This is a genomic window from Neobacillus drentensis (assembly GCF_036962765.1).
Classification (GTDB): domain Bacteria; phylum Bacillota; class Bacilli; order Bacillales; family Cytobacillaceae; genus Neobacillus; species Neobacillus drentensis_C.
This window is the reverse complement of record NZ_JBALOS010000267.1, coordinates 1-15,944: the sequence shown is the minus strand read 5'-3', so window position 1 is coordinate 15,944 and position 15,944 is coordinate 1. Positions and strand designations below refer to the sequence as shown.

Genomic DNA, 15,944 nt, shown 5'->3' with positions numbered 1-15,944 from the left:
TGTGCCAAGTATTCGTTTAATAGATTAACAGATTAGGGATGCTAAGTCCCTAGGGTAATAAGTTAACATTTCTATGCCATTTTCAGTAACAAGAACCGTATCGGAATGTCTAAATCCGCCAATTCCCTTTACATAGATACCAGGTTCAACTGTAACTACCATCCCGGCTTTTATCTCCGTGTGATCACCTAAATCAAAGAATGGTGCTTCATGACCAAGTAGTCCGATATTATGCCCTGTATGATGGCTAGTTAATTCCGTAATGCCACATTCTCTAAAGTATTTTTGAACTGTCTCTTCAACTGTAGAAAATGGTATGCCCGGTTTGATTGCTGAGAATGCCACATCTTGCGCTTCATACATATATTGGAAGTATTTTTCTTGCTCTTTGGTTACTTCTTCAACAAACATTGTTCGTTCTAATTCACTTTTGTATCCAAAGACATCCGCTGCAGCCCCCGTGACCAAAGTGTCACCTTTCTTCAGTACAATATTTTGCGTTACAGCATGTGGAAATGCAGATTCTGGACCAATTTGTCCTCTAAAAATAGCATACGCCGTGTTTCCATGTGGTTTATATTCTGGACCTAATGTTTCAATCATTGCCAATGTTGCTTCCATAGAAGCTTTGCCCGTGATTTCAATCTCACTCAAACCTGCCTTGGTGTATTTTTGCAGAAGACGATGAGCTAAATTTCCCCAACGACATGATTCTTTTATTAATTCAATCTCATTGTTCGATTTTACAAAGCGCATTTCCTCGATAAGCCCTTTTAGTGATATAAACTCTTTCACGGAAATTAGTTGATCAATTGACTGACCACGGTACCCCATAGAAGAGCCATATCCAATCGCATCGTAACCTATTGTCTTATCTTCAAAGCCGTACTGATTTAGTAATTCTTTTAAATACTCCATTGGATGTTTGATTCCTGGATATTCTGGATAGGAGTGTACGTAATCCACTACGCCGTATTCTTCGGCATGTTCATGTTCCAATGCAGGTAAGAACAAATGAACCTTTTGGTTTGGGTCGATTAATAATCCGATTGGGCGTTCTGTTGGATGGAAATGAAAGCCTGTTAAATAAAAGATATCTGTTACTGCAAAAACCACTGCAGCATCACAATTTTTTTCAGCTAGTTTTCCAATGAATTTTTGCTGACGTTCTTGAAACTCGTTTTTAGGAATTGCTAATAGCATAAGTAATTTCCTCCTTGTTTTGGGTATATAAATGGCAGTTTGCCGTGTGCCCTTGTTTAAATTCCGTTGGTCCAGGGATAACTGATTTACAAATTTCCATCGCGAACGGACATCGTGGATGGAATGTGCACCCTGATGGAGGGTTGGCAGGGCTTGGAACATCCCCTTTTAAAATTACACGACTCTTCTCTTCTTTTGGATGGGTTACGGGTACTGCGGATAACAACGCTTGTGTATAAGGGTGTTGCGGATTGTTAAATAAATCTTCCGTTTTAGCAACTTCAACGATTTTCCCCAGATACATGACAGCTACTCGGTCAGTCATATGCTGAATTACGCTTAAATCGTGCGATATAAACAAATAGGTTAAACCAAATTCTTTCTGTAAATCGATTAGTAAATTGATAACTTGTGCTTGGACCGATACATCCAAGGCTGATACAGGTTCATCTGCGATAATGAATTCGGGCTGAAGGATGACAGCACGCGCAATCCCAATTCGTTGTCTTTGACCTCCAGAAAATTCATGAGGATATCGATCTAAATGAAATTCAGATAATCCTACTATCTGAAGCATCGAAATGACTTTCTGTAATCTTTCCTTTTTATCGAATTTATAATGAACCCGCAATGGTTCCATCAATATTTGCCGGATTGTTTTTTTCGGGTTGAGTGAAGCATATGGGTCCTGGAATACCATTTGCATCTGTTTACGAAGCGAACGCATTTGCTCGTATGGTAAAGATGCTAAATTTGTTCCTTTGAAAATGACCTCTCCACCTGTTGGTTCAACCAGTCTTAAAATCGTCCTCCCAGTTGTTGATTTTCCGCAGCCAGATTCGCCAACTAAGGCAAATGTTTCTCCTTTCATCACTGTAAAGTTCACATCATCTACAGCTCTGACAAGAATCTTCTCTTTGAACAGTCCTTGGGGAATCTCATAATATTTTTTTAGATTTTTAACTGTCAACAGTACTTGGCATTCCACTATCCTTCACCTCCACCATGGTTGGATCCTGCAACCAACATTTGCTTATATGTTTTCCCTTTGTAAAAGAAGGTGGTGTTTCTTCCAAACATTTTCCGAAGGCAAATGGACACCTATTCGCAAATACACATCCATCTTTGATTTCAGAAGGTTTTGGCACTTGGCCATCGATTGAGAACAATTTGCTCTTTCGCTCATTATTTGATGGCAATGATTTCATTAGCCCTTGGGTATATGGGTGTAAAGGTTGATCAAATAATTCATTTATATCTGCCTCTTCCACCACTTCACCGGCATACATTACAACTACACGATCGCACATCTCGGCAACAACACTTAAATCATGGGTGATTAACATTAAGCTCATATCATTCATAGTTTTGATTTCTTTCAATAACTCCAAAATTTGTGCTTGTATCGTAACATCTAAGGCTGTGGTTGGTTCATCTGCAATCATAAGTTTAGGCTGACACAATAATGCAAGCGAAATCATCACCCGTTGTCTCATCCCTCCGGACAAATGATGAGGGTATTCATCAATTATCTGCTCAGCTCTAGGAAGACCAACCTGCTTTAACACCTTAACAATCGTTTCCCGCGTTTCGGATTTTGACATCTTTTTATGTTGTTTTAAAGGCTCACTCAATTGCTCACCAATTGTAAAGACGGGATTTAATGAGGTCATAGGTTCCTGAAAAATCATAGAAATTTCATTGCCACGCAGTTTTTGGTACTCTTTTTCATTTATTTTTGATAGATCCCTATTATTGAAAAGGATTTCCCCAGAGACAATTTCACTAGATTTCACTGGCAAAAGTCCCATAACTGAAAGAGAAGTCACACTCTTTCCACATCCAGACTCTCCCACAATTCCCAGAGTCTCTCCTTTATTCACATGAAAGTTTACTCCTCGTATGGGTTGAATTTTCTCTTTACCATTCTTAAATTGGATTCGTAGGTCTTTTACTTGTAAAATCTTATCTGACATAACCATCCCCCCACTGTTATTCACCCTTCAATTCTGGATCCAATGTATCACGTAGCCAATCTCCGAAAAGGTTAACACCAAGGGCAGTGATCATTATGGCGATTCCTGGGAACGTAATTAGCCACCATGAACTGAAAATATAATCCTTGCCTTCATTTAACATATTGCCCCATGCTGGTTCTGGGGGTTGAACCCCAAAGCCCAAGAAACTTATAGAGGCTTCTGCGATAATATAGGTCCCAATCTGAAGGGAGGACAGAATAATAATTGGTGTAAACAAGTTAGGAAGAATGTGCTTGAACAATATTCCTATTCTTGATACACCTGTCGCCACACAGGCAGTAATAAATTCTTTCTCACGAAGTGCAAGGACTTCACTCCGGATGACACGAGCAAAAATAACCCAGCCCCCAATTGCTAAAGAAATAATGATATTTCGAAGACCTGAACCAATAATGGCATTGATTACTAAAACCAATAGAATAAATGGAAAGCTTAATTGAACATCAACAATGCGCATTAAAATTACATCAATCCATCCCCTGAAGTAACCCGAGATGATTCCCACAATTGTTCCAAATATACCTGCAATTAACACTGTAGTTACACCAATAATAACGGAAACTTTTGCTCCCAACACTATTCGCGAAAAGATATCTCTACCTAACTGATCTGTTCCTAACAGATGTCCATCCGTCATTGGAGATAATAATTTTTTACTGAAGTCTGCAATGAGAGGATCATACGGAACAATCCATTGTCCAAAGATGCTTATAAAAAGCAAAATAACAATAATGAAAAATCCAATACTTCCTGTCCAGCTTCTCATTAGATTGGAGAAAAATGTAGCTACTGCCGATTTTTTATTGATTTTTAATTGTTGAGTATTTTCTGCGTGAGTTACTTCTGGATATTTCACTGTCATACTCTCACCTACTTAACTCGAATTTGTGGATTTACGTATGCGTACAATATATCCACAATGAAATTAATGACTGAATAAATCAGGGCAATGATAAAAACACCAGCTAGAACAATTGGAAAATCTCGATTCATGAGGGATTGCATTAACAATCTTCCAATTCCGGGCCATGCAAAAACAACTTCAGTAATAACGGCTCCACCAAGTAAGGTACCTAAGTCGAGAGCCACCAACGTGATAATCGGAATCAATGAATTTTTCAGTGCATACCGTCCCACTAATCGAATAGTCGGCACTCCGGAAGACTTGCCAGTACGAATATAATCTTTTCTTAATACATCTAACATGGTGGATCGTGTGAAACGCGTAAACCTGGCTACGCTATAAGCCGCAAGAGTTAGCATTGGTAGAATTAAATGAACGATTGATCCTGCACCACCGGAGGGTAGAAAATTTAGTTGAGCGGCAAAAAAGTAAATGAGTAATAAACCTAGCCAAAAACTGGGTACTGCTTGCCCAAGTACTGTAAAAGCAACACTAATACGGTCAAAAACTGAATTTCTTCTATAAGCAGAAAGCATACCCAGGGGAATGGAAATTACCAAAGATAGAATTAGTGATGATATAGCTAATTGGAATGTGGCTGGCAACCGATCCAACACTAATGGTAGTGCATCTTCACGACTACGTAAGGATTGACCAAAATCTCCTTGAATAGCATTTACCATAAATTCCCAATATTGAATATAGAGGGGACGATTAAATCCTAACATTTGCCGATATTGTTCAATTTGTTCCCTCGGTGCATCAGGGGGCAAGAAGAGGGCTGTTGGATCTCCAGATAATCGAATTAAGAAAAATACAACAGTAAGTGCTAACAAAACAACAACCACAACTTGAATTAGTCTTTTAATTACAAAATCAAGCATACTGAACCCCCTTTTTTATAATGAATATATTGCAAGTCTTAGTATGAAAGGGAGAGGACAATGCCTCCCCCCTTTTAAACCGATTTAATTTTGTTAAATTTTTTTATTTCCATGACATTTCAAATGCTTGTACCTTTTCATCTACTCGCGGTTTGAAATTTAAATCTTTCCGAACAGCATACAAGTCAGCTTGTTGCCATAATGGAACCCAAGCAGCCTTTTCAACCAAACTATTTTGAAGTTCAGCATAACCTTTAAATCTTTCATCCTCATTAAAAAGTGCATTCGTTTCATAGATTTTCTTTTCGATGTCCTTATCATAAAAACTGCTGTAAGGTGCAACTTTTGTGAAGAGATTTTCAATAGTAGATTGCTGATCGAATGCTGGACCCCATCCCAAAATAAACATGTCTTTCATCTCTCTATTTCGAATTTTCTCCAAATGTGCCCCCCACTCATTCACTTGAACATTGACCTTTATACCAATACGCTGGAGTTGAGCAGCAATTGCTTGTGCAACTTGGGAGTCCATTGGGTAACGGCCATTAGGTGTATCAAGAGTTAGAGTTAAAGAGTCAGGATTGTACCCTGCTTCTTTTAATAAACTCTTTGCTTTTTCTTCATTGAAACCATAGTCTTTAGTTTCGATGTAACCCGAATTGATTTTTGAAAGTGGACCTGTCATTTTTGTCCCATGGCCATTCAATACTGATTTAAGTAACTCATCTACATCAACAGCATAATTTATTGCCTGACGAACTTTTTCATTTTTCATTGGACCATCATAGAACGTATTTAATGCAAGATAATTTATACGTGATGATGCAACCTCTTCAATCTTTGAATTACTATCATTTTTAATTTTTTCTACTGAGTCCACTGGAATATTTTTAAACATGTCTATTTCTCCACTAAAAAAAGCAGATAGACGAGAACTGAATTCTGGGATATAACGGAATTCTAACTTTTTAATTTTTGGAGTGCCTTGCCAATAATCCTCAAAAGCTTCTAATTTCAAATAGTTGTCGCGTGACCATTCTACAAATTTATATGCCCCAGTTCCTACCGGTTTTTTTGCTGCTTCATCCCTTCCTACTTTCTCAACATAACCCGGTTCCATTATTAGGAGATCTTCAGCAATTCGTGGAATTAAGCTAGGGAAAGGCTTAGATGTCTTAATCTCAACTTCGAATGGTGAAATTACTTTAACCTCTTTCACATCCACCCATCGGGATTTATAAAATGATTTATTCGAATCATCTAAAATATAGTCGATGCTGAATTTAACTGCATTGGCATCAAAATCAGCTCCATTATGAAATTTGACCCCTTCTTTCAATTTCAATCGCCAAGTCAATTCATCTACGTTCTTCCATTCTGTAGCAAGGACTGGGACGAACTTTCCAGTTTGAGGATTTCGATCGATGAGGGGATCGTATATATTACGAATTTGTGCGTCAGTTACATAGTTAACATCTGAATTAGCGATCAGTGTCCCAGCATCAGCCTCAAACCCAATAACAAGACTATCCTTCTTTGATGTGGTAGAGTTACCCTTCTTACCTGAATTACTCGTGCCTGCCGTTCCCTCAGTACAGGCGGATAAAGTTAATAACAAACTTAAAACTAGTAATAATAAGGCGTTTTTTCTCATATACTAATTCCCCCTTTGAATATTCGGATACAAGACCTTCTCAATTTTCTTCATCGAATCAATTAAGACGTGAATTTCTTCTTTGGAGATTCCTTCAATCATACTTTTAACATTAAGACTTGCTCTATCAGCAAGTGATTTTAGTGCTTCGCCCCCTATATCTGTTAGTTCTATATGCTGAATCCGTCGATCCTCTTCAAAAATCCGCTTTACTATAAGACCATCTCGTTCAAAATGTTTAAGAATTCTACTCATATAGCTTTTATCTAAGAGAAAGAGATTTGATAAATACGCCGCAGTACAATCTTTTCGAACGGAAATTTCAAACAGTATTAAAGCCTCCGTAGCCGAATATGAACTTTCATCAGTGTATATATTAAAAAGTCCCATCGCACGTGTGTAAAAACGATTAAATCTTTTAATATCTCGGATTATATCTTCAGACATTTAAAAATATTCACCCTCTTTTGAATTTTAAGTTTATTCTAGATTAGAAGGTGGACTTAGTCAACTATCTTTTTTTATAATTTTCAAAAAAAGCAATGCATTTAGCTCTAATCTTTATTTGAGGAGCCACTATAAAATAAAATGACCCTACCTTAACAACTAGTATAAATAAGGAATAAATTACCCCACCTATCCTACTTAGTTGAGTAGAATGGAACCTCTATATCATTATGGGAAAGTCCTATCACCAAGGTGCTACTAAGAAGTCTTTAGTTAATTTCATGGCTCAAGGTTATAGAGATGGTGAGTTAGGGTTAGGTAAGATTGTACATTTTGATGAGGCTAGAGTGTTTAAGCTTATTGATGGTAAAGAAGAGTTTGTATTGTATGTTACTAAATTTAAAAGCCTGCCTAAGGCTTAATAAAGGGTTCCGTTTTTAGGTGCAAAGTAGATAAATGGAAACGAAAATGGCGTGCAAACTGACTACCGGTTTGTCACGCCATTTTTAGAATTATATTACCCGAATGCCCATTTTTGGGCTTAACCTATCTCCTCAACTCTTCCTTCCGCAACATCCTCCTTACCACCTTCCCTACTGCACTTTTCGGTAAGTTATCAATGAACTCGACAAATTTCGGTTTTTTATAGGATGATAAGTGATCTTTGCAGTATTCAATAAGCTCCTCTTCACTTGCTGTATGGTCCGCTCTCAATACAACAAAGGCTTTCACACTTTCCCCCCATATTGCATCTGGAACTCCAACTACTGCTGCCTCCAAAACGGCGGGATGCTGGTATAGAACTTCTTCTACTTCACGAGGATAAATATTAAATCCACCGCTGATGATCATATCTGACTTACGATCAATTAAATACAAGTAACCTTCTTGGTCTATGTAGCCCATATCCCGTGTATAAACCCATTTACCTTTGATCGTTTCAGCCGTCAATTCTTCCTCTTTCCAATAGCCTGCCATTGCTTGATTGGAGGAAACAACAATCTCACCTATTTCCTCTTGTGGCACCTCAAGACCATCTTCATTGACAATTTTCACTTCTGTCGTGATCGTAGGTCTGCCGCAAGATAACAGTCGGTCATAGTAAGCTGGATTTGCTAACCCTACTAGATGGTCCTCAACTGATAAAATAGATAGAATAAGAGGGACTTCCGTTTGACCGAAATACTGAATGAATTTTGGCCCCCATAATTCCAGACCTCTCTTCAAGGCTTCACGAGGCATCGGTGAAGCACCGTAAATCAGACTTCGAACGGAGTCAAATGAATATTTTTCTACCTCCCGATGAGAGAGAAGCATAACAATCATAGTTGGAACTAAGTTAAGCGTAGTTGGTTTGATCGTTTCAACAGCTTGAAGAAATTCTTGAGGATGAAAGTTTGGTAGAATAGCATTGGCGGCGCCTCGTATCCAATGTGGTAAAACGAGTATGCCTGATGCGTGTGTTAATGGAGCAGCGTGCATCATAATATCTCCACTTTCAATCGTAAGTGTTGACAAGATATTCGTTGCCATCGCTGCCCAGGAACCTTGCGTATGGATGGCTGCTTTTAACTTTCCAGTGGTACCGGATGTATATTGGAGGGTAGCATAATCTTCTTCTGATAATCGAACGATTGGATCATCAGCAGTAACCGTTTTCATTTCTTCATATATCGGAACCATCCACTCATACTTTGCAGTCCCGTCCACTTGGAAAAATAATAGTTGATTAGGCAGTCTTTCTTTCAATCGCGCCACCCTGTCTGAAAATTCCTCGGTAAATAAAATCGCTTTCGAATCGGTCTCCGTGATCATATACAAATGTTCTTCTTCTGAAAGCCTTGTATTTAATGGGACTCGAACCAGTCCTGATTTTAACATCGCAAAGTCAATTTCCACACTATGAAGAGAATTGGCCAATAAAAAGGAAATCCGATCGCCCTTTTCCAATCCCAATTTAAACAGGGCATTGGCTAAACGGTTGGAGTTTTGATGAACTTCTTCAAACGTTAACTTCTTGTCTTTATAAATGACAGCTGTTTCTTTCGCATAATACTTGGCCCCACGCCTAATTAACTCAGCTGCAATTATTCTATTACCCCTTTCGATTGATGAAATTAGTTAATCCTTGCCATGTTTCTTCGCTTTTGGTATGAGGCATTCCTAATTGACATTCGATCCGGAGTGCTTCTTCTAGTGGAAGCCCCCAACCTCTTACTGCGGCCTGTTTATCCGACCGTAAGGAGCCTTGTGGATAGGAAGCCATTTGATGGGCAAGCTCGAGAGCACGATCTAATAGATTATTAGTTTCAACCATTTCCGTTACTAAACCCCAATCTAATGCCGTTTTGGCGTCTATTTTTCTTCCGGTTAAAATGAGATCCATCCCACGTCCCCAGCCCACGATTCTTGGAATTCGCTGGGTACCACCGTCGACCAAAGGAACATTCCAGCGCCTTTCTAAACAGCCAAACTCAGCATTGGTGCCGGCAATACGTATATCACACCACGCCGCCATTTCAAGACCGCCTGCAAAACAAAATCCGTTGACAGCAGCAATGGTTGGTTTAAAGATATCTGTCATTCTCGTAAATCCTAAATAGCCTTTTCCATCATAAGCGAAATCCGCATCATACTGATTTTTGGGACCTAATGAATCAATAGCCTTTAAATCAGCACCTGAGCTAAAGGATGGGCCACTTCCTGTTAAAATAGCTACTTTTGCATGTGGATCATCTCGAAATTGAACCCAGGCTTCATAGAGCAAATCCGCTGTTTCTCCATCAATACAATTATGTTTTTCCGGACGGTTAATCGTAATAGTCGTAACCCCATCCTGTTTAGCCACCAAAACCTTTTTAGTCATCACGTTGCCCCTTTTCTTTAAGTGTTGCATACCTTGCTTCCGCTTCTTTAATTGCATCCAATAAATCACTCTCTAAGAGAGCTAACTCCTTCTGTCGATCCCTCACCTCCTTTAAATGTTGGTAAGCAAGCTTTATACCTTCTTCGTACTGTTTGAGTTGAGTCGTGTCAATATCATATAAGCTAATTAGGGTGGCAGCATCCTGCAAAGAAAAGCCAAGGTTCTTTCCTCTAAGAATCATTTTAATTCTTGCTCGATCTCTCTTTGTATATACTCGGTGATTTCCAGCTGATCGCCTCGGATGAATCAATCCCAATTCTTCATAATAACGGATAGAGCGTTGACTAATACCGAATTCTTCAACCAGATCAGAAATCAAATATTCTATATTTTCAGATTTTTTAACAGGCACGTTTCTTTCCTCCTTTAATATGAGTTTAACTTATACCTACCAACAACGTCAATTGTTTTACGTTGTTAGTAGGTATAATCAATATAGATGCATTCTGAAAAACTTAAGGAAACCGGGACCCAAATTAAATACGTGAAAAAAGTTGCCATTGAAAATTGGCAACTCATAAAATAGTACGAAGAATATTTTTAATTGAATAAGAATGTGCGTTTCCATTCAAATCTACAATACTCGAGTCGTGCCAGACACCACCTATTCTTTCCCTTTTTCTTTTAATTCTTGCTCATTCATTCAAGACCAAGATTAGTTTGCTTCATCTGTGTCTAGGGTACTCAGCTGGGATGCCCACTGAGCGATATTAGCTTCTGGGTTGCTTCCGTCCGCAGGGTAGTCAGTAATATGATACCAGCTAATCGTGCGTTTATCTCCGACTTTCACACTGGCATCAAATGAGGCACCAAAAATATAACCGAAAGAACTTAATCCAGCAGGTTTGTCTTTTACCCAAGCAATCCCATGGGCTGGGCTGGAAATAGCGGTTTTAGGACCGTCATAGATGTAGTTCCCAGTCCATCCCGTGGTCATGAAGCCTGGATTCACTTTCGCGATTCCTGGAACCATGGCCGTGTCATCTGGGCTGTCTGGGTCAAGCAGGTATTGGAAATACCCTTTAAAGTCTTTCACTCCGGTATTCTCCAATTCAAGTGTAAACTTGACCACCGGTGCATTCGGAAGTGCACGATAAGTAACCGAAGTTTTGATAGACGGATCAATTTGTGCTTGTCCGGTGGCATGGATGGTATCACCGACCGCTTCGATATTCGGCAGCGATAGCCATTCTCCCTCGCGGTTCCATGGACGTTTTGTATCGTTCATGATCGGAGAGAGAATCCATTCACTCCAATCGAGCGTCTCCATGGCATTGTTATCAAGCAAGGCAATGTCCCCAAGCCATCCTGGCTGGAATGTACCTGGCAGGTTGTTGGCAGCGATTTGGGAGGAAATCGTTGCTTGGATTCGGTTATTCATGACATAGTGAAAAGTTTTACCAGTTGTAGCATCCATTCGCGGGCTGCCCGAATTAAAGTCCGGTGCTTCCTGAGATATTCCTGCGATGGGTTCTGTGATTCCACTTACCTGCAAAGCAACTTTCCGATTTTCGCCGTTCGCAACTTCCACCGAAACAGCCGTACCGCTTTGGTAACCTCTAAATTTGGCTGACAGCGTATAGTTACCCTGATGTACTCCTAAAAGGTATTGCCCCTCAGCATTTGCAGTGGAAACTTGACGGTTCCCCTCGCTGTCTGTCGCAATAACAGTAGCACCTCCTATTGGTTTTCCTGTTAATTTATCTGTCACTTGTCCGGATAGTCGCGGCCAGCGCTGGGCAGCCCTGCCCCCAGGAGTGAAAGCATATAGGTTCCCATCAAGCGCTCCAACCACTAGCGTATTTCCGGAAATGGCCGGTGAAGAAGCAACCCATGCTCCAATTTCATGCTGCCATAGGGGTTGTCCAGTTAAGCTGTCGAATGCATAAAGATTTCCGTCGTTCGAGCCAATAAAAACTGTTTCTCCGCTGACTGCTGCAGAGGAAATAATTCCGGCCTTCGTTCGATAACTCCATTTCTTTGTTCCGGTGGCTGCATCGAAGGAAGCAACGTTTCCATCCGGGAATCCCATATAAACGACTCCATTCGCTACCGCAGGAGAGGAACCTGTTGCACCACCGTAAATATAGGATGAATCTTGGCTCTTGTAACGCCAAAGTTCTTTTCCAGTAGCAGCATCAAGCGCAACCAGCAATCCACCTCCATACCCCATATATAACCTTCCATCAGCGATAGAAGGCATGGAGTGCATCCATCCGCCAGCCGGTTTTTTCCTCCACAATTCTTTACCGGTGGAAGCGTCAAAAGAGATCAACCAGCCTCCATCTGCTCCTACATAAACCTTGCCGTCCTGAACAACAGGTGTGGATTCAACGATCCAGCCGCCTGCTAAAGGAGCATTCCACATTTCTGCACCAGTGTGGGCATCAAGCGCCATCATTGCACCGCCACTGCCTGTGCTGTACGCCTGGTAGACAACTCCATCCTTTACGGTTGGAGAATAGTACATCCATGCTCTTTGTACTTCATCTTTCCCAACAGTCTTTTCCCAAATGATCTCTCCCGTTTGAGCATTCATCGCATAAAGGGTACCGCGAATGGAAGATGCATAGACGATCCCATCGGCAACTGCAGGTGAGGCTTGGACCTGGGCATCTGCCTTCACTTCCCAGCGCTTGTTACCTGTCTCAAGGTCAACCGCATGGATGGCATGTTGATCAGTGCCATTTTCATCACGTGTGCCAATATAAACCATTCCATTGGTAATGGCTGGGGAGGAGGTAAGTATTGTTCCTGCGGTTCGGTATGTCCAGCCAAGACTTAGACCCGCATCGAGGGTATCCTTTGCCCCTCCGGTATGCTGGGCATTGCCGTGGAACATCGGCCAGTCGGTCCCTTTTTTCGGTGCAATCCGTTTATCATGATCCACAACACTAAATGTGTTGTTTTTTACCCAAACCTTTCCTGCATCATCCGTTACCCTAACTTCGATGGCATGCTGACCTTTAGTTGCTTTCTCAGCATCCCACTGGTCATACCAAGCCATTCCGCTGCTTTGTTTAAGGTTTTTCCAAGAACCGCCATCCACTCGGAATTGAACCTTCGTGACATTACTAGTAGTGTTATAGGCATTTACCAATATGTCCACTTTACCTTTTGGAACCTCGCTGCCGGCTGCTGGATGAACGATTGCCGCACTTTGCTTAACGTCATACATTTTATATTTCTCTTCCTGCTTGCCGCCTTGGAACGTAACCATTCGGAACCCGTTTGGCATCTGGTCAATTGTGTAAGCACTGGAAACCGTGGTCACATGGTCAGCTCCTGGAATTGTATCCTGTGCTACATCGTTAACATGCGTATGTCCCACCATCACCAAGCGTGTATGATATTGACTAAGTAGTTCAATAAATTTTTTCGTGTTATCCGGTGACGGGGTTTCCGGCGTATTCATAGGTTTATGAACAAATACAACTACTTCCTTGTTGATCGCATTCTGAGCGAGATCCTGCTTTAACCACTCAAACTGGTCGGATTCATTGAAACCTAGAGTGTTTTCTAATGTTACGAAGTGCCGATTGCCATAATCAAAGGAATACCACTCCGGTCCGAGATAATTGCGGTACTTATCAATTCTCGTCTTATAGTCCGAACCCGGGGCAAAATCATGGTTTCCAACTGCCGGGTAGACTGGAAGGGAAGATGTAGCCGTACTTGCTTGATAATCCTTGAATTCCGTATCGTCTGCTCGGTTGGTTAAGTCCCCACTAACGGCAATGAAGGCCGGATTTCCTGTTGATTGATTAATTTGCGCTAACTGGTCTGTGAAGCGCTCACGGTTGTTCGCTGTACCGTCTTGAACGTGTACATCGGCAATGTTGACAAAGCTAAAGTTCGGAATATTGCTCTCTGGCGTATGTAAAAGACCAAAGCTTTGTTCCTTTGTTTCCCCAGCCTGAACATTTCCTAACTGCTGGTAAAACTGAGGTGTTTTGTTTTTGTCAGTCGGTACGGTGTATCCGTTTGGAACCGATACAAAAACGATATCTTCCTTACGCCTGTCTGTATCGATTGTTAGAGTATAATTTCCCTGACTGTCTGTGACGGTAATATTTTTACCGTCCGAGACAGACACATGAGGAATCCCCTCTTCATTCCCGTCACGAGTTCCATTCCCGTTTTTGTCAGTGAAAACTGACCCCTTAATCGTGGCAGTAGGATTATCTGCTACAACTGGTTTTACCACAGCAGCTAGAGCCATCCCGCACATCGCAGCCGCTGCAACAGGTTTGAGTTTTTGTTTAATGGTTCTCCCTTTGCCTTCTAAAGACTTCAAGAATTTTTCCTCCTAATTGTTTTAGATTTTCTGGAATATTGGAGCGTAAATAAGGCTTCACCACCTCCTTAATAAAAATTAAGTCCCTAGACAAAAGACGGTTCATTTTGACCATAAAAATCAGTTGCCCTGGTCACATTCAGTGGTCCTTTGTGTCCGTAAATTTTAAGCATTTAGGTTTCGAATTAGACGAGGAACCGTTGGAAGTACCAAATTAATCCCATTCCAAAAATCCCTGCGGTTGCGGCTCCACGGAAGACAGTGGACCATTTGAACCGCCGGATATAAAGAAGAATTGGAAACAGAAGAAGGATGATTAAGGCTTGTCCCACTTCTACACCGATGTTGAATGAAAAGATGGACAAAATTGATCGCCAAGTTACATCGTTTGACAGCTGCAGGGCACCGGCAAATCCGACCCCATGAATTAGCCCAAATCCAAAGACGACAGCGAACCGATATTTAGCAGAAAATCCAAAATAATTTTCTACCGCAACAAACGCTATGCTTAACGCAATGAGCGGTTCAACGATCTCGGCAGGAATATTAAGCAAATTTAAAGCTGTTAAGCCGAGTGTAATAGTATGAGCTATTGTGAATACGGAAATCACCTTTATTACATCAGAGATACGGCGTGTTCCTAACAATAAAGCCATGACAAAAAGGATATGGTCATAGCCAATCATGATATGATGAAAACCAAGTTGAACAAACCGGATAAATTGGACGAAAACAGTTTCCTTTCCGATGTTAAGTTCTCGTTCACCGGCTTGGAAAACAAATTGACCTTTTTTGTTTTCAAGGTCGTATGTAGTGATATTTCGATGCATCGAATCATTATCGTCAAAGAAGATACTATAATGTATTTGAACTGAAGATTTAGAGGTTGGTGCCGGATATTCAAGAACCATTTTGGCATAATCCCGGCCTACTCTCCGTTTAATGTCTGTGGAAATTACTTTGCCTTCTGCTTTCGCTCCATCCGTGAATACCTCGAAATGGGACGAAAGATATGAAGTCACAGCATCACGATGATATTCTAATGCCGTATTCAGCTGTTCTGCAGGTGCACCAGGTTTGACACCGAAATCAATCAACCTTCCCAGTTCGAAAAAATCAATGTGCAGCTCCACTTGCAACTTCTCCCCTACCATTGTTATCTTCGAATAGCCTTCACTATTATCTGTGTGGGCTGACACATTAATTGGTGGAAGCATAAACGAAAAAAAGCATGATAAAATAACGAACCAAGTTACTATTTTCCCCAAAAGTTTCTCACACCTTTAAACTAGTAATTTTAATTTTTCATTTGTGTTAAAACAGATAATTTTCTTGCTACAAGTACTTCTGTATATAAATATAATGTNNAAAGTAAATAGAGTTTAAATTGAATATGAATTTATTATTAATTAATGGAAAATACAATTAGATAGATTTGCTTACAAAACTTAACATTTGACGCAGATTACGGAAGTGATGGAGTAAAACAAGAAATAGGGGCGTGGAAATACCAGAGGATGAAATTGATAAAATCTTTGAATATTCTTATCGTGCAAAAGCTGTACAAAAAGATTATGTTGGCACTTGATT

General features: G+C 40.5%; 13 protein-coding genes. 1 reads left to right on the top strand and 12 read right to left on the bottom strand.

The genetic code is table 11. The features are described from left to right. Nucleotides 1–24 precede the first annotated feature (24 nt). The 7 genes from V7137_RS26095 to V7137_RS26065 all read right to left on the bottom strand — a co-directional run bounded on the left by V7137_RS26095 (nucleotide 25) and on the right by V7137_RS26065 (nucleotide 7,131). The gene (locus V7137_RS26095; RefSeq protein ID WP_335700774.1) at nucleotides 25–1,203 is read right to left on the bottom strand and encodes a M24 family metallopeptidase; all 1,179 of its coding nucleotides are present in this window, start codon (nucleotides 1,201–1,203) and stop codon (nucleotides 25–27) included. Continuing rightward, entirely contained in the window at nucleotides 1,184–2,191 is a 1,008-nt protein-coding gene (locus V7137_RS26090) for an ABC transporter ATP-binding protein (protein WP_335700773.1), read from the bottom strand. The genes V7137_RS26095 and V7137_RS26090 overlap by 20 nt, the downstream gene beginning before the upstream one ends. Beyond that, nucleotides 2,163–3,179, bottom strand: a complete 1,017-nt coding sequence (locus V7137_RS26085; RefSeq protein WP_335700772.1) for an ABC transporter ATP-binding protein — start codon at nucleotides 3,177–3,179, stop codon at nucleotides 2,163–2,165. Before V7137_RS26085 ends, V7137_RS26090 begins: the two co-directional genes overlap by 29 nt. Nucleotides 3,180–3,195: 16 nt before the next feature. Next, nucleotides 3,196–4,104 carry an ABC transporter permease gene (locus V7137_RS26080; RefSeq protein WP_335700771.1) on the bottom strand — a complete coding sequence of 303 codons (909 nt, stop codon included), beginning with the start codon at nucleotides 4,102–4,104 and terminating at the stop codon, nucleotides 3,196–3,198. 8 nt (nucleotides 4,105–4,112) lie between these two features. Then, nucleotides 4,113–5,030, bottom strand: coding sequence for an ABC transporter permease (locus tag V7137_RS26075; protein WP_335700770.1), 918 nt, complete (start codon nucleotides 5,028–5,030; stop codon nucleotides 4,113–4,115). 103 nt (nucleotides 5,031–5,133) lie between these two features. Then, nucleotides 5,134–6,684 carry an ABC transporter substrate-binding protein gene (locus V7137_RS26070; protein WP_335700769.1) on the bottom strand — a complete coding sequence of 517 codons (1,551 nt, stop codon included), beginning with the start codon at nucleotides 6,682–6,684 and terminating at the stop codon, nucleotides 5,134–5,136. 3 nt (nucleotides 6,685–6,687) lie between these two features. Then, on the bottom strand, nucleotides 6,688–7,131 hold the full coding sequence (locus V7137_RS26065; protein ID WP_335700768.1) for a MarR family winged helix-turn-helix transcriptional regulator: 444 nt from the start codon (nucleotides 7,129–7,131) through the stop codon (nucleotides 6,688–6,690). A 281-nt stretch (nucleotides 7,132–7,412) separates the two neighbouring features. Between V7137_RS26065 and V7137_RS26060 the strand changes: the two genes are divergently transcribed. After that, on the top strand, nucleotides 7,413–7,553 hold the full coding sequence (locus V7137_RS26060; RefSeq protein WP_335700767.1) for a hypothetical protein: 141 nt from the start codon (nucleotides 7,413–7,415) through the stop codon (nucleotides 7,551–7,553). A gap of 124 nt (nucleotides 7,554–7,677) precedes the next feature. On the opposite strand, the gene V7137_RS26055 is transcribed toward V7137_RS26060, so the two are convergent. The 5 genes from V7137_RS26055 to V7137_RS26035 form a co-directional block, all read right to left on the bottom strand. After that, on the bottom strand, nucleotides 7,678–9,204 hold the full coding sequence (locus V7137_RS26055; RefSeq protein ID WP_335700775.1) for a class I adenylate-forming enzyme family protein: 1,527 nt from the start codon (nucleotides 9,202–9,204) through the stop codon (nucleotides 7,678–7,680). Nucleotides 9,205–9,226: 22 nt separating this feature from the next. Next, nucleotides 9,227–9,997, bottom strand: a complete 771-nt coding sequence (locus tag V7137_RS26050; protein WP_335700766.1) for an enoyl-CoA hydratase-related protein — start codon at nucleotides 9,995–9,997, stop codon at nucleotides 9,227–9,229. Then, nucleotides 9,990–10,409, bottom strand: a complete 420-nt coding sequence (locus tag V7137_RS26045; protein WP_335700765.1) for a MerR family transcriptional regulator — start codon at nucleotides 10,407–10,409, stop codon at nucleotides 9,990–9,992. The genes V7137_RS26050 and V7137_RS26045 overlap by 8 nt, the downstream gene beginning before the upstream one ends. A 303-nt stretch (nucleotides 10,410–10,712) precedes the next feature. After that, nucleotides 10,713–14,354: an outer membrane protein assembly factor BamB family protein gene (locus V7137_RS26040; RefSeq protein WP_335700764.1), complete on the bottom strand. Its 3,642-nt coding sequence runs from the start codon at nucleotides 14,352–14,354 to the stop codon at nucleotides 10,713–10,715. Nucleotides 14,355–14,539: 185 nt separating this feature from the next. Beyond that, on the bottom strand, nucleotides 14,540–15,622 hold the full coding sequence (locus V7137_RS26035) for a HupE/UreJ family protein (RefSeq protein ID WP_335700763.1): 1,083 nt from the start codon (nucleotides 15,620–15,622) through the stop codon (nucleotides 14,540–14,542). Nucleotides 15,623–15,944: the final 322 nt, after the last annotated feature.